The sequence below is a fragment of the Sorangium sp. So ce295 genome, assembly GCF_051527405.1.
In the GTDB taxonomy this organism is placed as follows: Bacteria; Myxococcota_A; Polyangia; order Polyangiales; family Polyangiaceae; genus Sorangium; species Sorangium cellulosum_B.
In genome coordinates, this window is the sequence record NZ_CP150324.1 from 9,858,160 (window position 1) to 9,882,061 (window position 23,902).

A 23,902-nucleotide genomic window follows, 5' to 3' on the forward strand; every position below is an offset into this window, starting at 1 on the left:
GCCAACCGGCTCCTTCGCCCCAGATCTCCGCGACAGCCCATCGAGGTCGAGCGCTGAAGCGCCGCGTGCGCCGCCAGCACGAGCCTGCTCGCGGCCGCGCGAGGGGTGTAGCCCGGTGGCCGGTACACAGGGTTGACGGTCAGCGCCAGGGCTCTAGATGGTGAACCGCGTCAAGGCCGGACAGAGGCCTGACGTACAGCCGATCGTTCGAGACAAGCATCGTTCTCTCAAGGGCAGGAGGGGTGATCCATGAGCAGGCTACGCCGCGGTCTCGCTACCCTGGCCGTCGTGTCGCTCACGTCGGCGGCCGCCTATGCGCAGATGATGATCTATGCGTATTCCGGGCCGACCACCAGGGACGGAGGGGTCACCGGGACCACCCATCGAACGTTCACCTATGTGTCGATGGGCAGATGGGAGGCACGAACGAAAAATATCTGGAGTGATGGGCTGCAGGACCCCGAAAAGGTGGATTACTATCTCGAGTACGACAGAGGGCCCGGGAAGGTCTGCTTGAGCCACGAGCAGCAGGACCCGATCTGCCTCCTGGACGACGGGATCTACACCTATCGCGCGTGGCCGGGGTCCCCGAGCGCCGAGGTGAAATGGTGGAAGCAGCAGGGGAACGGATACTGGCAGTCGGGGAGGCCGTGATCGGCGGGCCGCGCTACGGCCGCTCCTCGCCTCCCCCGGCGCGCGCGGCGCGCGCACCGCGCGCCTCGAGCGCAGCCGGAGCGCCGCGCCGCAGCGCCGGGAGCCGCCAGAGCGACTCGACGACGCCGAGCAGGACATAGACGCCGAGCCCCCAGGCGAGGACGAGCGCGGGCCCCCAGCGGACGGAGAGGAGCGCGCTCGATCCGAGCGCGAGCGCGATGGCCAGCAACGTGCGGGGGCCCGGCCGGAGATCCTTGAACGAGCGGAACCGGAGGGTCGACACCATCAGCATCGAGACGAGCAGCGTCGTCGCGAGGACCGCCGGCGCGCCGCCGAGCTGCCCGCCCGCGCCGCGGCGGGTCATGACGATCGCTATCAGGATCCCCGCCGCGCCCGTGACAGGGAGGCCCACGATGTACCTCGCGGGCGACGGCGGGCCGCCCGCCTCGCCCATGGAGAGGACGTTGAAGCGGGCGAGCCGGATCGCGCCGCACGCGGCGAACACGGACCCGCCGAGCACGCCGGCGAGGCCGAGGCGGTGGAGCGACCACTGATACACGAGCAGCGCCGGGGCCACGCCGAAGGAGACGAGATCGGCCAGCGAGTCGAGCTGGACCCCGAACGCGCTCTCGGTCCGGGTCATCCGCGCGACGCGGCCATCGAGCGTGTCGGCGAGCATCGCGACGAGGATGAGGAGCGCGGCGCGCCGGAGGTCGTCGTCGGACCGCGCGGAGGCCGAGAGCCGTATCGCGTCGAAGCCGCAGAAGACCGAGGACAGCGTGATCAGGTTGGGAAGGAGGTACAGGGCCCGCCTTGGCGCGGGCCGCGGCCGCTCCGGCGCCACGTCGCCGCGCGGGCGCTCGGGGCGCGCGCTCGTCGCCTGCCCAGGGCCCGCGGGACACCACGGCCCGACGCCGGTGTCCCACGCTGCTGGATGATGTTCTGACATGGTGGCGATCCCGCGGGACATCGGCGCAGCGCGGCTGAAGGCCGCGGCCCGACGAGCACGCCCGGCCGGCCTCGTAGTACACGAGGCGGCTCGCGTTCAAGCGGCAGGCCGATCGGCGGCGGCGGCGCGGAGGTGCGCAGGCGGGCCGCCGGCGCCCCTCGGGGTGTCGAGGTGGGCGCGGGCGAGCTCGGGAGCCAGGCCGTCGCCCCGCCGCCCGTCACGACGGTTTGGACGTCAGAGCAGCACCGCGATGACGCCGGCGCCGATGAGCGCGACGGCCCAGGCCCGATCGAGGTTGAACCACGCAGTGCGAAGGATGGCGACGCCGAGCTTGTGATAGACAACGAGCGCGACCGCGGCGGCCGCCGCCATCATGGCGGCCGTGTGGACGAGGACGGCGGCGAGGTAGCCGAGCGGGCTCGCGAGCGACAGGCCAGCCGCGTTGTGGCACCCGCCGCCGTGGCACGGAGCGGGGCTCTCGGCGCCGAGCAGGAAGACCGGGAGCAGCATGAGCCCCGCGCCGTGCGCGGTGGCCATCAGGAAGGACCACCAGGTCAGGTCGAGGAAGCCGACGCGCATCCCGACCCACCTCGGGTGGCGCGGCCTCACCAGCTTGAGCACGCCGAACGCGACGAGCGCGGCCGCCGTGAGCCACCGCAGCGCCGCGGCGGGGACGCTCGCGAGCCCGATCCCGAGCAGCGCGACCGTGAGGCCGATCGACGCCGCGTGGCCGAGCGCGATCGGGACGAGCGCCCGCCGCACCGCGCCGCTGCTCTTCTCCTGCAGGCCCAGGGCGACCGCGAACAGCCAGCCCATGCCAGGGTTGATGCCGTGATAGGCGCCGAGGAGCGCCAGCGTGAGCCAGGGCATCATGGCCGGCTAGGGGTAGCAGAACGAGTCGGACGACGCGTCGCCCCCCTCGAGCCGCACCTGGTGAGGGCGCAGCGGGCCGAAATCGACGAAGAACTCGGGATCGACCGTGAGGCCCCCGCCCGCCGCCACATCGACCTTGGCCATCCAGCCAGAGGCGCCCTCGGGATAGAACTGCTCGTCCCACGATGCGTAAAGCGAGTTGGTGAAGTAGACGCGCCGGCCGTCGCGGCTCACCTCGACCATCTGCGGCGCGCCCCGCAGCGGCCCGGAGCGGGGATGCGCCGCCCGGCGCACGATGCCGCCGAGGTGCACCGAGCCGACCAGCTTCGGGTGGAACGGGTCGGATACATCGTACTGGCGGAGCTCGCCTGTGCCCCAGCACGACACGTAGAGGAACCGGTCGTCGAGGGAGAGGTTGATGTCGGTGATCAGCGGCGGCACCGCCTTGAAGCCCTTCAGCAGCGGCGGCAAGAGGTCGGGATCCGCGGGCTCGGCCGGCACCTCGATCACCTTGCGGATCGCCCACCGGTCGCCGTCGCGATGCCAGAGCCAGATCGAGGCGGAGAGGTCCTTGACGCTCACGACGACGCCGACGAAGCCATAGGCCTTGGTCGGGTCGTGGGCGGGGCGGAGCTCCAGCGCCATCTGGTGCTCATCGCCCAGATCCAGCGCCTGGAGGTGCTTGCGCTTCCGCAGGTCCCACACATGAACGCGGTGACCGTACTTCTTGCCGAGCAGGAGCTCCGGATTCACGCCGTCCTCGATCATCTTCGGCGTCCCCCACTCGCTCGTGAGGAGGGTGTCGTGGCCGAGGTGCCACCAGAAGTCGTAGTGGAGGAACTGCGGCCCGCGATCGATCTCCCATCGACCGAGCACATCGAAGCTCTCGCAGTCGAGCACGAAGATGCCCCCGGGCCCGTCGCCGTCAGGGCCGCCGAGCGCGCTCACGTAGATGCCGTCGGGGCCGCAGTGCAGCGTGTGCGGGCGAGAGTAGCCGGCCCGCTTCGCGATCTCCTCGGCGCGCACCGTGTGGACGAGCTCGGGGCGGCGCGGGTCCGGCTTCACGTCGAAGACGAAGATGTTCGACGAGCGGAGCGCCGGGAGCAGGAGAAAGCGGCGCTCGACGTGGGGGTGCGGCGCGTAGGGGCACAGGGCGGCGCTGCACGCGTTCCAGCCGGAATGGTGCAGCTCGTCGCCGTAGGTCGGCAGCTCGTTGACCGAGACCAGGGTGCCATACGCCGGCGACCTCGGATCGAGATCGACGACCGTGAGCGCGTCATGGCGCAGCTCACCCGGGCGCTTCAGCGCGGCGCCCGCGTCGAGCGCGGTCACGTAGGCCAGCCGCTCGGGCGGCGCCTCCATCGCCAGGCGCGGCGACGGGTAAAAGGTGGGATCCGGACGAAACCGCATGCGCTGCGTCTCCTTGGTTCTGGGCGTTCGCGTGTCGTTCCAGGCGGCCGCCGGCGAGGACCGGCGGCCACAGGCTACCCCGGTAGATCCGTGCTGAGGAACACCTCGTGGATATCGAGCTTGCTCGGGCCCGCGAACATCTCCTTCGGCGCGCGGTTCCGGTGCGCCTCCGCGAACGCGGGGCTCCTCGTCCAGGCGATGAAATCGTCCATGGACCGCCACCAGGTCTTCACCTCGTAGAACCCCTGCGCGTCCGGGTCCGGGCTCCACGCGCCGGTCGCGTGGTCCAGCTTCATCGGCTTCGGCCTGTGGACCTCGTTCCGGATGAAGCCGGGCGCCTGATCGACCAGGTGGACCCTGTTCTTGAAGCGATCCTCGAAATCGGCCTCGTGGCCCTCGGCGACGGGAATGCGGTTGGTGACGACGATCATCGCTCCTCTCCTTCTTGCTCTTGCTTCTTGCTTCTTGATCGTACGGGAGGCCTGCGGGCGGCGGCAAGCTTAGCAGCGCCTGTGCCCGGCCGGGGCCGCGCGGCGCTGGCGCCGCCCGCGCGCTCCCGCGCTGGCGCCGCTCGCACGCCGGCAGAATGCCTGGGAATCCCCCGGAGCTCAACGCAATGCCGCTGGCGACACGCAAGCGATCAGAAGCATCGCTACGGATGCACCCTAACCGCTCCGACGTCAGCGGATCTCGCGCACTCGAACGGTACAGACTGGCCCGGTAGACAGACGGGAAAGCCCCTATGGGCTCGCCAGACTCGAGCATTCGCCAGCGGAGCACGGAAAATCGCACGGAGCGGGCCCTTGTTGAATACCTCACAAACCGTGTTGCGTGATCGTGAGTCGCATGATACTCGGATGGCGTCCGGGGCACCGATCATGCCCTGTTTCGAACCAGAGGGATATGACGAGTCACGTCCTCATCACCGGTGGAGCGGGGTTCATCGGCTCTCACGTCGCCGACGAGCTCCTGCGCCAGGGGGTCCGCGTCCGGGCGCTCGACAGCCTGGTCCCTCAGGTGCACGGCCCCGACCGCAGCCGCCCGTCGTACCTCGACCCGGAGGTCGAGCTCATCGTGGGTGATGTCCGCGACCGGGACGCGGTGAAATCGGCGCTCCGCGGCGTGGACGCGGTCGTCCACTTCGCGTCCGCGGTCGGGGTCGGACAGAGCATGTACAAGATCGCGGAGTACACCTCGATCAACAACCTCGGCACCGCCGTGCTCCTCGAGGAGCTCGCCGCGAAGCCGGTCTCGAGGCTGCTCGTCGCCTCCAGCATGAGCGTGTATGGCGAGGGGCTCTACCGGGCGGCCTCCGGCGCGGTGGTCCCCGGCGCGAGCCGGCCGCTCGAGCAGCTCAAGCGCGGCGACTGGGAGGTCCGGAGCGAGGCCGGCGAGGCGCTCGTGCCCATCCCGACGCCCGAGTCCAAACCCCCGTCGCTCGAGTCGGTCTATGCGCTCTCCAAGTACGACCAGGAGCGGCTCTGCCTGATGATCGGGCGCGCGTACCAGATCCCGACCGTCGCCCTCCGCTTCTTCAACGTCTACGGCCGCCGTCAGGCCCTCTCCAACCCGTACACCGGCGTCCTCGCCATCTTCGCCGCGAGGCTCCTCAACGACCGTCCGCCCGTGATCTTCGAGGACGGGCTGCAGCGGCGCGATCTCGTGAGCGTCACCGACGTCGCCCGCGCCTGCGTCCGGGCCCTCGGCGCCGACGGCGCGGTGGGCCAGGTGCTCAACATCGGCAGCGGGCGGTCGTACACCGTGCGCGAGGTCGCCGAGCGCGTGCGCGACGTGATGGGGAAGAGCGGTATCGAGCCGGAGATCGTCGGGAAATCCCGGCTGGGCGACGTCCGGCACTGCTTCGCCGACATCGGCGCGGCGCAGCAGAAGATCGGGTATGCGCCCCGGGTCTCGCTCGAGGAGGGGCTCCGCGATCTCGCCGACTGGCTCGAGGGGCAGGTGGCGAAGGACGCTGTCGCCCAGGCCCGCGCCGAGCTTGAATCCAGGGGGCTGACGGTATGAGCGCCGCGGCGGATGGCCCGGGCGGCGCGACCGCAGCGCCGGGGCGCCCGGCGCTGATCACCGGCGGCGCCGGCTTCATCGGGGCCAACCTGGCCCACCGCCTGCTCCAGATGGGAGAGACGGTGATCCTCTTCGACAACCTCTCCCGCCCCTCGGTGGCGCGCAACGTCGAGTGGTTGAGGCGCACCCACGGCGACCGCGTCACGCTGATCACCGGCGACGTGAGGGACGCCCGCGCGGTCGCGGCCGCGGTCCGGCGCGCCTCCAGCGTCTTCCACTTCGCCGCCCAGGTGGCCGTGACGACGAGCCTCGTCCAGCCGGTGGAAGACTTCGAGATCAACGCCCGCGGGACGCTCAATGTCCTCGAGGCGCTCCGCGCCGAGAGCGCCCCGCCGCCGCTCCTCCTCACGTCCACCAACAAGGTGTACGGCGGCCTCCCCGACGTCCCGCTCTCGTGCAGCGGCCGGCGCTACGAGCCCGCGGATCCGGAGCTCCGGGCCTCCGGCGTCTCCGAGGCCCGCCCGCTCGATTTTCACAGCCCCTACGGCTGCTCCAAGGGCGCGGCGGACCAGTACGTCATCGATTATGCCCGCACCTTCGGGCTCCCCGCGGCGGTGTTCCGGATGAGCTGTATCTACGGTCCTCGCCAGTTCGGGACCGAGGACCAGGGGTGGGTCGCGCATTTCCTCCTCCAGGCGCTCCGGCGGGAGCCGATCACGCTTTACGGCGACGGGATGCAGGTCCGGGACGTGCTCTTCGTCGACGACCTCGTCGACGCGCTCCTCCTCGCCCGCAGGGACATCCGGCAGATCTCGGCGTCGGCGTTCAACGTCGGCGGGGGCCCGGAGAACACCCTCAGCCTGCTCGAGCTGCTCGACCTCATCGAGGAGCTCGACGGCAAGCGCCCCCTGATCGGCTTCGAGGGGTGGCGGCCGGGTGATCAGCGGTACTACGTCTCCGACTGCCGCCGGCTCTCCGCGGCCACGGGGTGGTGGCCGCGCGTCCGGGTCCGCGACGGGGTGCGCAGGCTGCACGGCTGGCTGCGGGAGATGACCGAGGCGACCGGCGCCGCGAAGGCCGCCGCCGGCGCCGGCCAGCCCGCGAAGGAGCCGTGCGCGGGGGGCGTCCGGTGAGGTTCGCGCTCGTCAACCCGGCCTGGAGCTTCGAGGGGAGCATCTATTTCGGCTGCCGCGAGCCTCACCTGCCCCTCGAATACGGCTACGCCAGGGCGCTGCTCGAGGCCGCGGGGCACGAGGCGACCGTCGTCGACGCCCAGGCCCGGGGCCTCGCCGACGGCGCCCTCCGCGACGAGGTGGCCGCGCTCCGCGCCGACGCGATCGTGGTGACCACCGCGCCGAGCTACCTCTTCTGGCGCTGCGCCCCGCCCGAGCTCCGCGTCCCGCAGCAGGCGCTCCGCGCGCTCCACGGGCTGCCGGGGCTCCGGCTCGCGGTGGGCCCCCACGCCTCCACCACCCCCCGCGCCACCCTGCGCAAGCTCGGCGTCGACGCCGTGGTGATGGGCGAGTGCGAGGACGTGCTGGTGGAGCTCGCCGATCGCCCGCGATCGCGCTGGGGCGAGATCGACGCGATCGCCTGGCTGGACGGCGACGAGGCGCGCGTGCAGGGCGGCCCGCGCGCGTCGGACATGGCCCGGCTGCCGGCCCTCCGCTGGGACGAGGCCACGGTGGCGCGCCACGCCCACCACCACCACCGCTTCGACACCGCGCCGATCGGCCCCGGCGCCGAGGTCGAGGCGTCGCGAGGGTGCCCGTACCACTGCACCTTCTGCGCGAAGGACAACTTCCGCGACGGCTACCGCAAGCGCCCGCTCGAGGTGCTCCTCGACGAGATCGACGGGCTCGTCGCCCAGGGGGTTCGTTACGTCTATTTCATCGACGAGATCTTCCTGCCGGATCGCCCGCTGCTCGAGGCGCTCGTCGATCGCCCGGTGTCGTTCGGCGTCCAGATGCGCGTCGACAACTGGAGCCCGGAGATGCTCGACCTGCTCGGGAGAGCGGGGTGCGTCTCGATCGAGGCAGGGGTGGAGAGCATCACCCGGGAGGGCAGGAGCCTCTTGGCCAAGCGCTGCAAGCTCTCGACCGAGCAGCTCGGCGACCTCCTGATCCACGCCAAGAAGAGCGTCCCCTTCGTCCAGGCGAACCTGATCCAGTCGGCGACCGACGATCCCGCGGACGTCTCCGCCTTCCGGGAGCGGCTCCGGCAGCACGGCGTGTGGGCGAACGAGCCGGTGCCGATGTTCCCTTACCCGGGCTCGCCCGAGTACACGATGCGCTGGGGCGCCCCCGACGACGAGGCGTGGGAGCGCTCGGTCGCGCACTACCTCGATCGGTTCGAGCGCTTCAGCGACCTCCAGGACAGCCGCCCTCTCCCGCTCTCCGCGCTGGAGATCGCGCCCCCCGGCCATGGCTGACGCCGCGCGCGCCCCCGGCTCCGTCCTGATGACCGCCGACACGGTGGGCGGCGTCTTCTCCTACGCGATCGAGCTCGCGCGCGCGCTCGCGGCGCGCGGGGTCCGGACGTCGCTGGCCACGCTGGGCGGGCCGCTCTCCGCGCCCCAGCGCGAGGCCGCGGGCCGCGTGCCCGGGCTCGCCGTCTTCGAGAGCTCCTTCCGGCTCGAGTGGATGGAGGATCCCTGGGACGACGTCGCGCGCGCCGGGGACTGGCTCCTCGAGCTCGAGGAGCGCGTCCGCCCGGCGCTGATCCACCTGAACGGCTACGCGCACGGCGCGCTCGGCTTCCGCGCCCCGAAGCTCGTGGTGGCCCACTCGTGCGTCCTCTCCTGGTGGGCCGCGGTCCTCGGCGGGGAGGCGCCGCCGCGGTACGATCGCTACCGGCGCGAGGTGGCCCGGGGGCTCGCCGCCGCGTCGGCGGTGGTGGCCCCGACCCGGGCGATGCTCGACGCCCTCCTGCGCCACCACGGCCCGCTCCCCGAAGGCGCGCGGGCGGAGGTGATCCCCAACGCCGCCGACCCCGCGCGGTTCGCCCCGCGCCCCAAGGAGGAGCTCGTCCTCGCTGTCGGGCGGCTCTGGGACCAGGCCAAGAACATCGAGGCGCTCGGCGAGGTGGCCCCTCACCTGCCCTGGCCGGTCCAGGTGGCCGGGAGCGACGTCCGCCCGGACGGAGGCGCGGGCGTGACACCCCTCCCCTCGCTCGAGCACCTCGGCGTGCTCTCGCCTTCCGCCGTCGCCGCCGCGCTCGGCCGCGCGTCGATCTACGCTCACCCGGCCCGCTACGAGCCGTTCGGCCTGTCGGTCCTGGAGGCGGCGCTCTCCGGGTGCGCCCTCGTCCTGGGCGACATCCCCAGCCTGCGCGAGGTCTGGGGGGACGCGGCCCTCTACGTGGATCCCGGCGACACGGAGGCCCTCCGGCGCGCGCTCCGCACGCTCATCGACGCGCCCGGCGCGCGGCGCGAGATGGCCACGCGCGCCCGCGCCCGCGCCCTCGGCTTCTCGCCGCGGCGGATGGCCCGGGGCTACCTGCGCCTCTACGGCGAGCTCCTCGGCCGCGGGCCTGGCGAAGAAGAGCGCTCGCCGTGGAGAGGGGAGCACGCGCCATGCGCATAGCCCTGTTCTGCCACTCCCTGCTCTCCGACTGGAACCACGGGAACGCGCACTTCCTCCGCGGCGTGGTCACCGAGCTCGCCGAGCGCGGGCACGAGGTCCGCGCCTTCGAGCCGAGGGACGCCTGGAGCCTCCAGAACCTCGTCGCCGATCACGGCGAGGCGCCGCTGCGCGAGGTGAGGGAGGTCTACCCGCGCGTCGATCCGATCCGGTACGACCTTGCCTCGCTCGACCTGGACGAGGCGCTCGAGGGCGCCTCGCTCGTCCTCGTCCACGAGTGGAGCGAGCCCGGGCTGGTCGCCCGCATCGGCGCGCACCGAGCACGCGCGTCACGCGCGTCGCGCGCGCCGTACCGGCTGCTCTTCCACGACACGCACCACCGGTCGGTCACGGATCCCGGGGCGATGGCCCGCTACGACCTCGCCCACTACGACGGCGTCCTCGCCTTCGGCCGGGTGATCCGCGACCTCTACCTCGAGCGCCGCTGGGCCCGCCGGGCCTTCGTCTGGCACGAGGCCGCGGACGTGCGCGTGTTCCGCCCGCGCCGCGGGGCCCGGCCCGAGCGCGATCTCGTGTGGATCGGCAACTGGGGCGACGAGGAGCGCACCCGCGAGCTCGACGCGTTCCTGATCGGCCCGGCGCGCGATCTCGGCCTCTCCGCCCGCGTGCACGGGGTGCGTTACCCCGACCACGCCCGCGCCGCGCTCGACGCGGCCGGCATCGAGCACCGGGGCTGGCTCCCCAACTACCGCGCTCCCGAGGCGTTCGCGCGGGCCAGGGTGACCGTCCACGTCCCGAGGAGGCCCTACGTCGCCTCGCTCCCGGGGATCCCGACCATCCGGCCGTTCGAGGCCATGGCCTGCGCCATCCCGCTCGTCTGCTCGCCGTGGAGCGACGCGGAGGGGCTGTTCTCGCCCGGCCGCGACTACCTCGTCGCCCGGGACGGCGACGAGATGAAGCGGCGCCTCGCGGCCCTCCTCGCCGAGCCCGCCCTGGCCGCCGAGCTGGCGGAGCGGGGGCGCGCGACGATCCTCGCGCGCCACACGTGCGCCCACCGGGTCGACGAGCTCCTCGCCATCGCCGCCGAGCTCGGCGTCGAGGTCGATCGCCCCGCGCCCGCCGCCCCACCCCAGCGAGCCACGTCATGAACCGACGCAACCCACGCCCGACCGCGAGCCGATCGCTCGACATCGCCTTCTTCGGATCGAGCCTCGTCTCCGCCTACTGGAACGGAGCCGCCACCTACTACCGCGGCATCCTCCGCGCCCTCGCGGCGCGAGGGCACCGCATCACCTTCCACGAGCCGGACGCCTACGATCGCCAGAAGCACCGCGACATCGAGGACCCGCCGTGGGCCCGCGTGGTCGTCTACTCCGGCGCCGACCCCGCGGAGCCCAGGCGCCTCGTCGAGCAGGCCCGGAGCGCCGACGTCGTAGTCAAGGCCAGCGGCGTCGGCGTCTTCGACGAGCTGCTCGAGGCCGAGGTCGCCGCGCTCGATCGGCCGGGGCTCACCACGATCTTCTGGGACGTCGACGCCCCGGCCACGCTGGAGCGGGTCCGCGCCACGCCCTCGGATCCCTTCCGCGCGCTGATCCCGCGCTTCAACCTGGTCTTCACCTACGGCGGCGGCGACCCGGTGATGCGCGGCTACGAGGCGCTCGGCGCGCGGCGCTGCGCGCCGATCTACAACGCGCTCGACCCCGAGACCCACTTCGAGGTCGCGCCAGATCCTCGATTTCATTGCGATTTTGCGCTGCTCGCCAACCGCCTGCCGGACCGGGAGCGGCGCGTGGAGGAGTTCTTCCTGCGGCCCGCGGCCGCGCTCCCCGGGCTCCGGTTCCTCCTTGGCGGCAGCGGCTGGCAGGACAAGGTCATGCCCCCGAACGTCCGCTACGTCGGGCACGTCTACACGGCGGATCACAACGCCTTCAACGCCAGCGCCCGCGCGGTGCTGAACGTGGCCCGCGACAGCATGGCGTCGGTCGGCTTCTCCCCGGCGACCCGCGTCTTCGAGGCCGCGGGCGCGGCCGCGTGCCTCGTCACGGACGCGTGGGAGGGCATCGAGCTCTTCCTCGAGCCCGGGCGCGAGGTGCTTGTCGCGAGGAGCGGCGACGACGTCGCGGAGATCCTCCGGGCGATCACGCCCGAGCGAGCCCGCGCCATCGGCAGGGCGGCGAAGCAGCGCGTGCTCGCGGGGCACACCTACGCCGAGCGCGCGAGGCAGGTCGAGGCCCTGCTCACCCGCCCCGACGGCGCAACCCTCACCGCGATCGCGCCGCCGTGAAGCCCATCTCCTTCGTCTTCCTGGGCCTGTCGATCACCTCGTCGTGGGGCAACGGCCACGCGACGACGTACCGCGGGCTGCTCAAGCGGCTGGCCCAGCGGGGGCACAGCGTGCTGTTCCTGGAGCGGGACCTCTCGTTCTACGCCGAGAACCGCGACCTCCCGAGCCCGCCCTACGGCCGGACCGAGCTCTACCGGGGGCTCGACGATCTCCGCGCGCGCTTCGGGGGCGCGGTGCGCGACGCGGACCTGGTGGTCGTCGGGTCCTACGTGCCCGACGGCGCCGAGGTCGGCGCCTGGGTGACGGAGACGGCGCGCGGGAAGACCGCGTTCTACGACATCGACACGCCGGTGACGCTCAAGCAGATCGAGCGGGGCGGCGCCGGGTACCTGTCTCCGGCGCTGATCCCGCGGTACGACCTGTACCTCTCGTTCACCGGCGGCCCGACGCTCGAGCGGCTCGAGCGCCGCCACGGGGCGAAGCGGGCGCGGCCGCTCTACTGCGCGGTGGATCCGGACGAGTATTTCCCGGAGCGCGCGCCGCCCCGGTGGGATCTCGGCTACCTCGGCACGTACAGCGCCGATCGCCAGCCCACGCTGGACCGGCTCCTCGTCGCGCCGGCGCGCCGCTGGGGGCGAGGCCGCTTCGTCGTCGCCGGCCCGCAGTACCCGGCGGACATCGGCTGGCCCACCAACGTCGAGCGCACGGATCACGTCCCGCCGGGCGAGCACCGCGGCTTTTACGGCGCGCAGCGCTTCACGCTCAACGTCACCCGCCGGGACATGATCGAGGCGGGGTACTCGCCGAGCGTGCGCCTCTTCGAGGCCGCGGCCTGCGGCGTGCCGGTGATCAGCGACGACTGGCCGGGCCTCGACGAGCTGTTCGAGCCGGGCAAGGAGATCCTGGTCGCCCGCTCCCCGGAGGAGGTGCTCCACCTGATCCGCGAGCTCCCCGAGCGGGAGCGGATCGCGATCGGCCAGCGGGCGCGCGAGCGCGTGCTCGCCCGCCACACAGCGGCGCACCGCGCCGAGGCGCTGGAGAGATACACCCGGGAGCTGCTCGACGGGCAGGACGCGCCGGAGCGCCGGAGCGCCCGGGGGACCGGGGACGATGACGTCGACGTGGGCAGTCGACCTGGAGAGGAGGTCAGAGAGACATGAGCGCAGCGCTCCGCATCCTGGTGACCGGGGGCGCCGGATTCGTCGGCTCCCACCTGTGTGATCGGCTGATCCGGGAGGGCCACGAGGTCGTCGCGCTCGACGATCTCTCGACGGGCTCCCGGGCCAACGTCGCCCATCTCCTCTCTCACCGGCGCTTCCGGCTGGTGGAGCACGACGTGATGCAGCCGTACGAGCGGGAGGTCGACCGCATCTACAACCTCGCCTCGCCGGCGAGCCCGCCGCATTACCAGCGCGATCCGGTCCGGACCACGCTGGTCAACGTGCTCGGCGCGCTCCACGCGCTGAAGCTCGCCGAGGGCTGCGGGGCGCGGGTCTTCCAGGCGTCGACCAGCGAGGTCTACGGCGATCCCGAGGTCCACCCGCAGCCGGAAGGCTACCGGGGCGCGGTGAACCCGATCGGGATCCGCTCCTGTTATGACGAGGGGAAGCGGTGCGCCGAGTCGCTGCTCATGGACTTCCACCGCCGCGGCGTCGAGGTGCGCCTGGCGCGGATCTTCAACACGTACGGTCCGCGGATGGCGCCCGATGACGGTCGGGTGGTGTCGAACTTCATCGTGCAGGCGCTCCGGGGTGAAGACCTCACAGTGTACGGCGATGGCTCCCAGACACGGAGCTTCTGCTACGTGGAGGACCTCATCGACGGGATCGTCCGGCTGATGGAGCACCCGACCGAGACGGGCCCGGTGAACCTGGGCAATCCCGAGGAGTTCACGGTGCTCGAGCTCGCCGAGGAGGTGCTCCACCTGACCGGGAGCCGGGGTCGGGTGGTGTTCCGTCCGCTGCCCGAGGACGATCCGAGGCAGCGGCAGCCGGTGATCGACCGCGCGCGGCGGGTGCTCGGCTTCGAGCCGAAGGTGCCGTTGCGCACGGGACTGCGCCGCACGATCGAGGGTTTCCGGAGCGCGCTCGGGCTGGGCCATCGCGCACCTGGGCTCCCGGTGTCGGACGAAGACGCACCGTTGCCCCGTGCGGCGAACGGCTGAGCCGCGCCGACGCGCCGACCGTAGAGTCGGTGCGGCGCCCATGATACCGTCAGCTCTCTGACGCCCGATTGCCGCACAGGGCCGTGCGGCGAAGGGCAGGGGCACTGCGCCCTTAACTTAGAGCGAAGGAGAGCGGCATGGATCTCAGGGCATGGTGCGCGGCGCTCTGCGCGGCGACGGTGGGTCTCGTGGGCTGCGGCGGGGACTCGGGAACGAGTGGTACCAACGGTTCGCCGGGCGGCTCGGGCTCGGGCGCGGGCAGCGGACAGGGGAGTGGTTCCAGCGGCCAGGGGGGTTCCTTCGGCGAGGGGGTCGGCTCCGGGATCGGCGAGGGCAGCGGGACCAGCGGGGGAGGAGGCAACGGCGCGGGCTCCTCGGGGTGCGAGCACGTCGATGTCGTGTTCGCGCTCGACAACTCCTCGAGCATGGATGAGGAGAAGGCGACGATGCGCGACGTCGTGTTCCCGGCGTTCGCGCAGGCGTTGCTCGATATCGATAGCATCCGCGACTTCCGCGCGGCCGTGATGGACGCCTGCCCCCTCCCCGCCACCTTCCACACGCGCGGCGCCGGGGGCGAGTGCTCGTTCCAGAGCGGCAAGGCGTGGATGGAGAGCACGAGCACCGCCCTCACGAGCGAGTTCCAGTGCGCTGCAGATCTCTACGGGGACGACGTCGAGTGCTCAGGTGACAGCGACGACGAGCAGCCCGCGTCCTCCGTCGCTGCCGCGCTGGAGCCGCCGTTCTCGACCGCCGAGAACGCGGGGTTCCTCCGCGACGACGCCCTGCTCGTGGTGGTGACGATCAGCGACGAGGACGAGCAGCCCGTCCCGCGCCAGACGCCGCAGCAGATCCACGATCGGCTGGTCGCCGCGAAGGGCGACGCGAAGAACGTGGTGTTCCTCGGCATCGCCGGGAGGCGGCAGTGCGAGGGCGCTTATGGGGACGCGGAAGCGGCCCGGGACATGCAGGAGCTCGTGAGCCTGTTCGCCGCCGACGGCCGTGGGTTCTTCTGGGATCTGTGCGAAGGGCACCTCGAGGACGGCCTCACGAACGCCCTCGCGGCGATCGAAGAGGCGTGTGTGGAGTTCGTGCCCATCAACTGACCGCACCGGGCGAGGCGCGCTGACGAAGCGTTGACGAAGGGCGGCGCCGTGAGGCGCCGCCGGCAGGCTACCGCGGCGAGCTCTCCTGGTCTTCCTCCGGCGCTTCGCCCTCCTCGCCGCCGAGCTGCTCGACTTCCCCCCACAACGCATCGAGATCCAGCCGGAGCCCTTCGCATCCAGGCACATCGGTGCTTCCATCGGTCGCGTCGAGCGCGTGCGCGTAGCGCCCATCCGCCCCGAGCTCGAGGACCTCGATGCTCCGGAGCTGCGGATCGACGATCCAGTACCAGCGCACCCCGAAGGCGGCATATTCGCGGAGCTTCTCGACACGATCGCGGCGCCCGTCGCTCGGCGTGGGAGAGACGACCTCGACGGCGATATCGGGCGGGATACGCACGAGCCCCTGCGCCGGTGGCCTCCGGTTCCCGGGGAAAAAGACGGTCACGTCGGGCTTCCGGCCCCGCTGCGGCTTCACCGCGAATTTCGCGTCCGAGCCGCCCACCAGCCCGCCGCGGGGGGTGATCCAGGCGCGGAGCATGTGGATCAACCAGCCGACCACGACCTCGTGAACGTAGCCGGACACCTCTTCCTCCACGAGCAACCCGTCCACGAGCTCGCCCGGCTCATCCTCGGGCAGGGCCGCCCACTCGACGAGAGACATCCGCCGGCCTGACGCGGGTGCGGGTGAACGAGCCGCAGCCTGGACCATGAACAGAGCCTATCACGCCTGCCGCAAGGGGTGTACCGCGAGGGCCGCCCGCCGCTTGCTCCGACCAGGCGCGCGCGCAAACATCCGCGCGCGCCGGCGAGGCGCGAGGCATGAGGGCCGAGAGGGCTGGCAGGGGGTGACGGCAGACCCGAGAGGCCCGGGAGACCACCGCAACGCGCTCGATGAAGAGATCCTTGACGGTAGACCATGTCGCCGTTATCAAAAGTAACACTGTTACGAACGACGACGGGGGCGGCGGCTGCGCCGCCCGGAGGCCAGGCGACACGGACATGGCGAGCGCGCGCCCGAAGACCACGAAGACCAGCGGCACGACCCAGGCGGAGCGCCTGCAGGCGTCGAGCCAGCAGCGCCGTGAGCAGCAGAAGGAGAACCTGCGGGGCGCGATCCTGGCGGCGGCGGGCGAGCTGTTTCTGGAGCAGGGCTACGAGGCGTTCTCGATGCGCCAGGTGGCCGAGCGCATCGGCTACTCGGCGACGACGATCTACCGCTATTACGAGGACAAGGACGATCTCCTGTTCGCCATCGTCCACGAGGGCTTCAGCGAGTTCCAGCGGGCGCTCGTCGCGGCCGCCGAGAGCACGGCGGACCCGATCGAGCGGCTCGTGGCGCTCGGCGCCGCGTACGTGCGCTTCGGCATGGACAACCCGGTGCACTACCGGCTGATGTTCATGCAGCGCTTCGACTTCGTCTTCGACCAGCGGAAAGCGCGGCAACAGCCGATGATCGATTCGTTCAACGTGCTGCAAGACGCGGTCGCGTCCGCGATGGACGCCGGCGCGATGCAGCGCGGCGACGTGGAGCGCCACAGCCAGGTGGTCTGGGCCCTGGTCCACGGGATCACCGCCCTCGGCCTGGCCGATCGCGGCCGCTTCACGGCCGACGACGTCGACCGGACCCTGGAGATCGCCATGAAGATGATGGTCCGAGGCCTGCGCCCCTGATCGCTCTCTTTTTTTCCCGCAAAGTTAACACTGTTACGAAGTGTTTCATCGTTACAAACAGCAGCCGGTGGAGGGTATGATGGATAGGGTCTTTGGACTGAGCGGGCTCCTCGTGATGCCGTTCTGGTTCCTGATGGTTTTTCTGCCCCGCTCTCGGTGGACGCGGCGGATCATGGAGTCGCCGCTCGTGGTCGTCGCGCCCGCGCTGCTCTACGCGGCGCTCGTCCTCCCGGTCCTCCGCGAGGTGTTCCCGATCGTCAACCAGCCGAGCCTCGCCACGGTCGCCCCGCTGCTCGGCTCGCCCGCGGGCGCCACGATCGCCTGGGTTCACTTCCTCGCCTTCGATCTCTTCGTGGGCCGGTGGGTGTACCTCGACAGCCGCGATCGCGACATCTCGCCGTGGCTGATGGCCCCGGTGCTCTATCTGACGCTGATGCTCGGGCCGATGGGGTTCTCGCTCTACCTCGCCGTCCGCGCGATCGCCGCTCGATCGCCGCGCGCCGTCGTCACGACCGCGGCGCCGCGCCGCGCCGGGGAGGCCTGACATGAGCGCGCGCTCGCTGAGCCCCTCGCTCTCGCTCCCTCGCTCGATCGAGGAGCTCCTCCGGCGCAGCCCCGTCCTGTTCATGGCGGCGGCCGCCCACGTCGCGCTGCTCGTCGTGCTGCTCGCCGTCGCCCCGCTCGACGCGCGCCTCGTGATGGGGGTGAACCCGTGGATCAAGCCGGCGAAGTTCGCCGCCTCGATCGCCGTCTACCTCCTGACGATCAACTGGCTCGTCGGCGACGTCGCGCTCCCGCCGAGAGGCCGCCGGGCCGTCGTCTGGGGCACGGTGGCGATGGTGAGCTTCGAGATGGTCGCGATCACCGCGCAGGCGGCGCGGGGCGTGGCGTCGCATTTCAATCAATCGACGCTGTTCGACGGGGCGGTGTTCGCGCTCATGGGCATCGCCATCCTCGTGAACACGGCGCTCGCGGCGTACCTCGCGACCAGGTTCTGGGCGACGCGACCTCCGCTGCCGGCCCCGTACCTCTGGGGCATCCGGCTGGGTCTCGTCCTGTTCCTGCTGGCCTGCGCGGAAGGCGGCTTCATGTCCGCGCACAACGCGCACAGCGTCGGCGTCGCCGACGGCGGGCCCGGGCTCCCCGCGGTCAACTGGAGCACGCGAGGAGGCGATCTGCGCATAGCGCACTTCTTCGGGATGCACGCGCTGCAAGCCGTCCCGCTGGTCGGCTACTGGCTGTCGGCGCGGGCGTCGGGGTCGGGGCCGCGCACACGGCGGGCCGTGGGATGGGTGATCGCGTTCGGCGTCGCCTACGGCGCCGTCGCGCTGGCGCTCTTCGTGACGGCGCTCGCAGGGCGACCGCTCATTCGAATCTAGCGCGCCGAGGAGAACGGCGGCCCCGTTGTCCCGGAGGCGAGCCGGCGCCGGCCGCCGACCGGCGGCGCGTGACGATGGGCGTGAGCTGGAAGTCGTCGAGCGGATGGCGTTACTTGTAACAAACCCGCCACTTCACCGCCATCATAAGACAGCAACAACCTGGCGCAGCGCTACAGCATTCCCACAAATTTCGTATATAGTCCTCAGTCCGTCTGCGCCTGCCGTCGTTTCTCACCCGTGAGGAGCTCCATGTCCGAGATGTTTGTCATCCAATCAAGCGCCCTGCCCTCTTCCACCAAGCTCGTGGCTTTTCATGGCACCGAGGGGATCTCGAAGCTCTATCGCTTCGATCTCTACCTGGTGATGACGAACGATGTCGGCCATAGCTTTGATCTGGCCGCGGCCGTGGGCCAGCCGGTGACCATCTCCCTGGAGCGGAGCGACGGCGGCGAGCCCTTTCTTCGAAGTGGCGTCCTGGGCAGCATCAAGCTCATCAACGACTTCGCCGGTCGGTGCGTCTTCCGGGCCACCATGGTCCCGCGCCTCGCATTGCTTGCCATGTCGTTTCACAGCCGTGTCTTCACCACGAAGGCCATCCCGGAGATCATGCAAGCCGTCCTTCAGAAGGGCGGCGTCACGGACTGCGCCCTCCAGCTCCAGGGCTCCTACGCCGTTGAGGAGCATGTCTGCCAGTACCGCGAGAGCGACTATGCCTTCGTCGCCCGGTGGATGGAGCGCGAAGGCATCTATTATTACTTCGAGCATGGGGAGAGCGGCGAGACGCTGGTGCTGGTCGATGACAGGTCGGCCCATCAGCCCTTTGGCGACAAGCCCGCTCGCTATTACCCGCAACCTGGCGGTGCCAACACCGCGAAAGACACCGTCTACGCCTTCACCTGCCAGCATGACGCCATACCCAGCACAGTCCGCCTCAAGGACTACAACTACGCCACGCCGGCCGTTCCGATCTCCGGGCAGGCGTCGGTTAGCCCCAATGGCTTTGGTGAGGTCAGCCTGTACGGCGCGCGGTTCTTCTCGTCGGGCGCAGGGGAGCGGCTGGCGCGGATCAAGGCCGAGAGCCTCTCTGCGGCCGGCGTTGTCTACGAGGTGATGGGCAATGCGACGACGCTGATTCCTGGGTTTACCTTCGAGCTCGAGGACCATCCTCGGGCCTCGTTCAACACGAAGTATCTGGCCACCGAGGTCGAGCACTGGTCCAACCAGGCCCCGGACATGCCCGAGCTTCGCGAGCTTGCGCCCTGGAGCGGGAACTATCGCATGGAGGCCAAGGCCATCCCCGTGACGACGCAGTTCCGCGCGCCGCAGGTCACCGAGTGGCCGCGCATCTACGGCACCGAGATCGCGATCGTCGACGGCGCGGCGGCCAGCGAGTACGCGCAGATCGACAGCCATGGTCGCTACCGGATCAAGTTCCACTTCGACGAGAGCGACCTGAGCGGGGGGAAGGCGTCGACCTGGGTCCGGATGCTCCAGCCCCATGGCGGCGGCATCGAGGGCTTCCACTTCCCGCTGCGCGCCGGCGTCGAGGTCATGTGCGCCTTCGAGGGGGGCGATCCCGACCGGCCGGCCATCGTCGGCGTCGCGCCCAACGCGCTGACGCCGAGCCCGGTCACGTCGGGAAACAACACGCGGAACGTGATCCAGACGGGCGGGCGGAACCGGCTCGAGCTCGAAGACCAGGCCGGGCAAGAGCGGGTCACGCTGTCGACGCCTTATGACAACACGTACCTCCGGATGGGGGCGCCCAACGGCGGCTGGTCGTGGGAGTCGAAGACAGACGGTCACGCGTTCACGTGGGTCGCAGGCTCCTCCGAGAGCATGGTGGGTGTTAACAGAACGACGATTACCCTAGGTGCCTCCGAGAACGTGGTGGGGCTCTTCCGTTTGAGTGTCACCGGGGGATACTCCGGAAACTTCATCGCCGGATTCTCACAGAACGTGATCCTCGGCTATCGCCGCACGACCATCCGCGGCAATGAGACGACGACCCTCCACGGCAACCGAAAGACCACCATCACGAGGAATCGGAGCACGAAGATCGGGGGCGACGACGACTTCACGCTCGTGGGCGATCGCAGCGCCCACATCGTCGGCAACAGCGGCTTGCGCGTCCTTGGGAGGCGCAACACCAGTATCCAAGGCCGCGACACGAGCACGTTCTTCAACGGGCGAGAGACGACGATCTACACGGCGAGCAAGACGACGGTCAACGGCACCAGCGAGGTCGATATCAACGGCACGCGACGTGCGGACATCCGCGGTCACGCCACCAGCAACTTTTACGCAGGGCGAACGACCACCGTTCACGCGGGGGGAAGCAGGAAAACGGTCAGGGGTGGTAACACCGCCGAGGTCTTTGGCCCAGTCAAATTCACGCTTCACGGGCCGAAGCAAAGCACTGTCAATGGCACTGCCGAAAGCACCATCAACGGACTCTACAAAACCACGATTGGGACGCGAGTCGAGATCATCAGGGGAACCAAGACGGAGAGGATCAACGGGCTGGCATACAAATATGCCCCTAACGAGGTAAAGAAGGTGACGCGGGCGGAGATCCAGGCGAAGGGTCTCCAGTACAGGGCCGAGCTGTGTCGCATTCAATACCAGCTCGGCTTCCACAAGGGGCAGCTGCACCTCATCCAGTAATTCACCTGCTGCTTGTGGAGCAGGCTCGCGCTGGGCGCCGAGTCGAACGACCCATCGAGCCCGCCACCCTGGAGTCCGTCGGATGAAAATCGTCAAGCCCATGCGCCTCGGGGTGGTGCCGAGGGTCTTCATGAACCAGCGCAGTCCGCACCTCCTGGTCACCACCTGCGTCAGCTTCTCCTATGACCGACCGGCCCGCCTGCTCTATGAGCCGTCGGCCTGGAAAAATGCACACGGTGCAAACCACCCCGCTGCTCGGGCACTACCTGTCGGCGCAGGCGCCAGGGTCGGTGTCGCGCACACAGCGGGCAGCGCGGTGGCTCATCCCGTTCCGCGTCGGCTACGACGCCGTCGCGCTGGCGCTCTTCGCTGACGACGCTCGCAGGGCGACCGCTCATTCGAACGTAGAGCGGGCGGTCCGGCGCTCCCGGGGGCGAGCAGGCGCAAAGCACCGCCGACCGACGGCGAGGAATGATCGGCGCAAACAGGAAGTCGTCCAGCGGATGACATCAGGTGCAACGCGTCCGTCACCCCAACGCCATCGAAAGACAACGACAAGCAGGTAACTCGCCACACAATCGACACAAATTCCGTCTACACTCGTCAGCGCGTCTTTGCTTGCCGCCGTTTCACACCCGTGAGGCTCGCCATGCCCGACAATTTCGTCGTCCAATCAAGCGCCCTGCCCTCTTCCACCAAGCTCGTAGCTTTTCATGGCATCGAGGGCATCTCGAAGCCCTATCGCTTCGAGCTCTACCTGGTGATGACGAACGACGCCGGCCAGAGCTTTGATATGGCCGCGGCGGTGGGGCAGCCGGTGAGCATCTCCCTGGAGCGGAGCGACGGCGGGGAGCCCTTCCTTCGAAGCGGCGTCCTCGGCAGCATCGAGCTCATCAACGAATTCGTCGGCCGGTCCGTCTTCCGGGCCACCATGGTCCCGCGCCTCGCCTTGCTCGCCATGTCGTTTCACAGCCGTGTCTTCACGGTGCAGGCCATCCCGGAGATCATTCAAGCCGTCCTTCAAAAGGGCGGCGTCACGGACTCCGCCCTCCAGCTCCAGGGCTCCTACGCCGCCGAAGAGCATATCTGTCAGTACCGCGAGACCGACTACGCCTTCATCACCCGGTGGATGGAGCGCGAAGGCATCTATTATTACTTCGAGCACGGGGAGGGCGGCGAGACGCTGGTGCTGGTCGATAACAAGTCGGCCCATCAGCCCCACGGCGGCAAGCCCATTCGTTATTTCCCGCAGCCGGGCGGCGCCAACACCGCGAAGGACACCTTCCACGCCTTCACCTGCCGGCATGAAGCCATGCCCGGCACGGTCCGCCTCAAGGACTACAACTACGCCACGCCGGCCGTGCCGGTCACCGGGCAGGCGTCGGTCAGCCCCAAGGGCGTCGGCGAGGTCAGCGTGTACGGCGCGCGGTTCTTCTCGTCGGGCGACGGGGCGCGGCTGGCGCGGATCAAGGCCGAGAGCCTCGCCGCGACCGGCGTCGTGTACCAGGCGATGGGCAAGGCAGCGACGGTGGTCCCTGGGTTCACCTTCGAGATCGAGGACCACCCGCGGGCCGCGTTCAACACGAAGTACCTGGCCATCGAGGTCGAGCACTGGTCCAACCAGGCCCCGGACATGCCCGAGCTCCGCGACTTCACGACGTGGACCGAGAACTACCGCATGGAGGCCAAGGCCATCCCCGTGACGACGCAGTTCCGCGCGCCGCAGGTCACCGAGTGGCCGCGCATCTACGGCACCGAGATCGCGCTCGTCGAGGGCGCGGCGGTCAGCGAGTACGCGCAGATCGACAGCCATGGCCGCTACCGGATCAAGTTCCTCTTCGACGAGAGCGACCTGAGCGGTGGGAAGGCGTCGACCTGGGTCCGGATGCTCCAGCCCCATGGCGGCGGCATCGAGGGCTTCCACTTCCCGCTGCGCGCCGGCGTCGAGGTCATGTGCGCCTTCGAGGGGGGCGATCCCGACCGGCCGGCCATCGTCGGCGTCGCGCCCAACGCGCTCACGCCGAGCCCGGTCACGTCGGGGAACAACACGCGGAACGTGATCCAGACGGGCGGGCGGAACCGGCTCGAGCTCGAAGACCAGGCCGGGCAGGAGCGGGTCACGCTGTCGACGCCTTATGACAACACCTACCTCCGGATGGGGGCGCCCAACGGCGGCGCGTCGTACGAGGTCAAGTCGCAAGGCCACGCTTATGTGTGGATCGGAGGCAGCTCCGAGAACATCGTGACTGGCAACCGAACGGCCATCACCGTGGGCATCTCCGAGAGCGTGATCGGGGGCTTCAGCCTGAGCGCCGTCGGGGGATACGCCGGGAGCTTCATCGCTGGATACTCACAGAACGTGATCCTGGGCTATCGCCACACGACCATCCTCGGCAATGAGAAGACGATCCTCCGCGGCAACCGAAAGACCACCATCACGAGGAATCGGAGCACGAAGATCGGGGGCGACGACACGTTCATGCTCGTGGGCGATCGCGTCGCGACCATCAGGGGCAACAGCAGCTTGCGCGTCTTCGGGAGGCGTAGCACCAATATCCAGGGCCGCGACAAGAGCACTTTCTTCAACGGGCGAGAGACGACGATCCACGTGTCGAGCCAGACGACGGTCAACGGCACCAGCGAGGTCGATATCAACGGCACGCGACGTGCCGACATCCGCGGTCATGCCACCGGCAACTTTTACGCAGGGCGATCGACGACGGTTCACGCGGGGGGAGTCAAGAAGACGATCAGGGGTGGTACCACCGCCGAGGTCTTTGGCCCAATCAAACACACGCTTCACGGGCCGAAGCAAAGCACTGTGAATGGCCCCGCCGAAAGCACCATCACCGGGCTCTACAAAACCACCATCGGGTCGCGCATCGAGATCATCAAGGGGACCAAGACCGAGAGGATCAACGGGCTGGCATACAAATATGCCCCCAAAGAGATAAAGAAAGTGACGTTCGCCGAGGTCAACGCGAAGGGGCTCAAGCACAGCGTCGAGCTGTATCGCATTCAATACCAGCTCGGCTTCCACAGGGGGCAGCTGCACCTCATCCAGTAATTCACCTGCTGCTCGCGGAGCAGGCTCGCGCTGAGCGCCGAGCCGAACGACCCATCGAGCCCGCCACCCTGGAGTCCG

General features: G+C 70.0%; 20 protein-coding genes. 15 read left to right on the plus strand and 5 right to left on the minus strand.

Features of this window, described 5'->3' with window-relative positions; all coding sequences use genetic code 11:
* Positions 1-249 precede the first annotated feature (249 nt).
* Entirely contained in the window at positions 250-654 is a 405-nt protein-coding gene (locus tag WMF11_RS37430) for a hypothetical protein (RefSeq protein ID WP_437903965.1), read from the plus strand.
* Positions 655-667: 13 nt separating this feature from the next.
* Here the strand turns inward: WMF11_RS37430 and pssA are convergent, their stop codons facing one another.
* The 4 genes from pssA to WMF11_RS37450 all read right to left on the minus strand — a co-directional run bounded on the left by pssA (position 668) and on the right by WMF11_RS37450 (position 4,317).
* Positions 668-1,603: a CDP-diacylglycerol--serine O-phosphatidyltransferase gene (pssA, locus tag WMF11_RS37435; protein ID WP_437974167.1), complete on the minus strand. Its 936-nt coding sequence runs from the start codon at positions 1,601-1,603 to the stop codon at positions 668-670.
* A 234-nt stretch (positions 1,604-1,837) separates the two neighbouring features.
* Positions 1,838-2,476: a hypothetical protein gene (locus WMF11_RS37440; protein WP_437710452.1), complete on the minus strand. Its 639-nt coding sequence runs from the start codon at positions 2,474-2,476 to the stop codon at positions 1,838-1,840.
* Between the two features lie 6 nt (positions 2,477-2,482).
* Positions 2,483-3,886, minus strand: a complete 1,404-nt coding sequence (locus WMF11_RS37445) for a selenium-binding protein SBP56-related protein (RefSeq protein ID WP_437974168.1) — start codon at positions 3,884-3,886, stop codon at positions 2,483-2,485.
* Between the two features lie 74 nt (positions 3,887-3,960).
* A complete protein-coding gene (locus tag WMF11_RS37450; protein WP_437710456.1) occupies positions 3,961-4,317 on the minus strand; it encodes an antibiotic biosynthesis monooxygenase family protein in 357 nt (118 codons plus the stop codon).
* A gap of 472 nt (positions 4,318-4,789) precedes the next feature.
* Here WMF11_RS37450 and WMF11_RS37455 point away from each other — a divergent pair, with 472 nt between their 5' ends.
* The 9 genes from WMF11_RS37455 (at position 4,790) to WMF11_RS37495 (ending at position 15,040) form a co-directional block, all read left to right on the plus strand.
* On the plus strand, positions 4,790-5,908 hold the full coding sequence (locus WMF11_RS37455; protein ID WP_437544393.1) for an NAD-dependent epimerase/dehydratase family protein: 1,119 nt from the start codon (positions 4,790-4,792) through the stop codon (positions 5,906-5,908).
* On the plus strand, positions 5,905-7,041 hold the full coding sequence (locus WMF11_RS37460; protein WP_437974169.1) for an SDR family NAD(P)-dependent oxidoreductase: 1,137 nt from the start codon (positions 5,905-5,907) through the stop codon (positions 7,039-7,041). Before WMF11_RS37455 ends, WMF11_RS37460 begins: the two co-directional genes overlap by 4 nt.
* A complete protein-coding gene (locus WMF11_RS37465; protein WP_437974170.1) occupies positions 7,038-8,339 on the plus strand; it encodes a TIGR04295 family B12-binding domain-containing radical SAM protein in 1,302 nt (433 codons plus the stop codon). The genes WMF11_RS37460 and WMF11_RS37465 overlap by 4 nt, the downstream gene beginning before the upstream one ends.
* Positions 8,332-9,492, plus strand: a complete 1,161-nt coding sequence (locus WMF11_RS37470) for a glycosyltransferase family 4 protein (RefSeq protein ID WP_437974171.1) — start codon at positions 8,332-8,334, stop codon at positions 9,490-9,492. Before WMF11_RS37465 ends, WMF11_RS37470 begins: the two co-directional genes overlap by 8 nt.
* A complete protein-coding gene (locus WMF11_RS37475; RefSeq protein WP_437974172.1) occupies positions 9,483-10,637 on the plus strand; it encodes a CgeB family protein in 1,155 nt (384 codons plus the stop codon). The genes WMF11_RS37470 and WMF11_RS37475 overlap by 10 nt, the downstream gene beginning before the upstream one ends.
* The gene (locus WMF11_RS37480) at positions 10,634-11,773 is read left to right on the plus strand and encodes a CgeB family protein (RefSeq protein WP_437974173.1); all 1,140 of its coding nucleotides are present in this window, start codon (positions 10,634-10,636) and stop codon (positions 11,771-11,773) included. The genes WMF11_RS37475 and WMF11_RS37480 overlap by 4 nt, the downstream gene beginning before the upstream one ends.
* Complete coding sequence (locus WMF11_RS37485) at positions 11,770-12,933, plus strand: CgeB family protein (protein WP_437974174.1); 1,164 nt, start codon at positions 11,770-11,772, stop codon at positions 12,931-12,933. The genes WMF11_RS37480 and WMF11_RS37485 overlap by 4 nt, the downstream gene beginning before the upstream one ends.
* A complete protein-coding gene (locus tag WMF11_RS37490) occupies positions 12,930-13,937 on the plus strand; it encodes a UDP-glucuronic acid decarboxylase family protein (RefSeq protein ID WP_437544405.1) in 1,008 nt (335 codons plus the stop codon). Before WMF11_RS37485 ends, WMF11_RS37490 begins: the two co-directional genes overlap by 4 nt.
* 137 nt (positions 13,938-14,074) lie before the next feature.
* Positions 14,075-15,040: a hypothetical protein gene (locus WMF11_RS37495; protein WP_437974175.1), complete on the plus strand. Its 966-nt coding sequence runs from the start codon at positions 14,075-14,077 to the stop codon at positions 15,038-15,040.
* Positions 15,041-15,107: 67 nt separating this feature from the next.
* Here WMF11_RS37495 and WMF11_RS37500 read toward each other — a convergent pair whose 3' ends face one another.
* Positions 15,108-15,701 (minus strand): Uma2 family endonuclease, encoded by a 594-nt coding sequence (locus tag WMF11_RS37500; protein WP_437974176.1) that lies wholly within the window; start codon positions 15,699-15,701, stop codon positions 15,108-15,110.
* A 242-nt stretch (positions 15,702-15,943) separates the two neighbouring features.
* Between WMF11_RS37500 and WMF11_RS37505 the strand changes: the two genes are divergently transcribed.
* From WMF11_RS37505 to WMF11_RS37525, 5 genes are all read left to right on the plus strand, one after another.
* Positions 15,944-16,711, plus strand: a complete 768-nt coding sequence (locus tag WMF11_RS37505; protein WP_437974177.1) for a TetR/AcrR family transcriptional regulator — start codon at positions 15,944-15,946, stop codon at positions 16,709-16,711.
* Positions 16,712-16,787: 76 nt separating this feature from the next.
* The gene (locus tag WMF11_RS37510; protein ID WP_437974178.1) at positions 16,788-17,255 is read left to right on the plus strand and encodes an ABA4-like family protein; all 468 of its coding nucleotides are present in this window, start codon (positions 16,788-16,790) and stop codon (positions 17,253-17,255) included.
* Between the two features lies 1 nt (position 17,256).
* The gene (locus tag WMF11_RS37515) at positions 17,257-18,090 is read left to right on the plus strand and encodes a hypothetical protein (RefSeq protein WP_437974179.1); all 834 of its coding nucleotides are present in this window, start codon (positions 17,257-17,259) and stop codon (positions 18,088-18,090) included.
* 249 nt (positions 18,091-18,339) lie between these two features.
* Positions 18,340-20,757 (plus strand): type VI secretion system Vgr family protein, encoded by a 2,418-nt coding sequence (locus WMF11_RS37520; RefSeq protein ID WP_437974180.1) that lies wholly within the window; start codon positions 18,340-18,342, stop codon positions 20,755-20,757.
* A 649-nt stretch (positions 20,758-21,406) separates the two neighbouring features.
* Positions 21,407-23,824: a type VI secretion system Vgr family protein gene (locus WMF11_RS37525; RefSeq protein ID WP_437974181.1), complete on the plus strand. Its 2,418-nt coding sequence runs from the start codon at positions 21,407-21,409 to the stop codon at positions 23,822-23,824.
* Positions 23,825-23,902 lie beyond the last annotated feature (78 nt).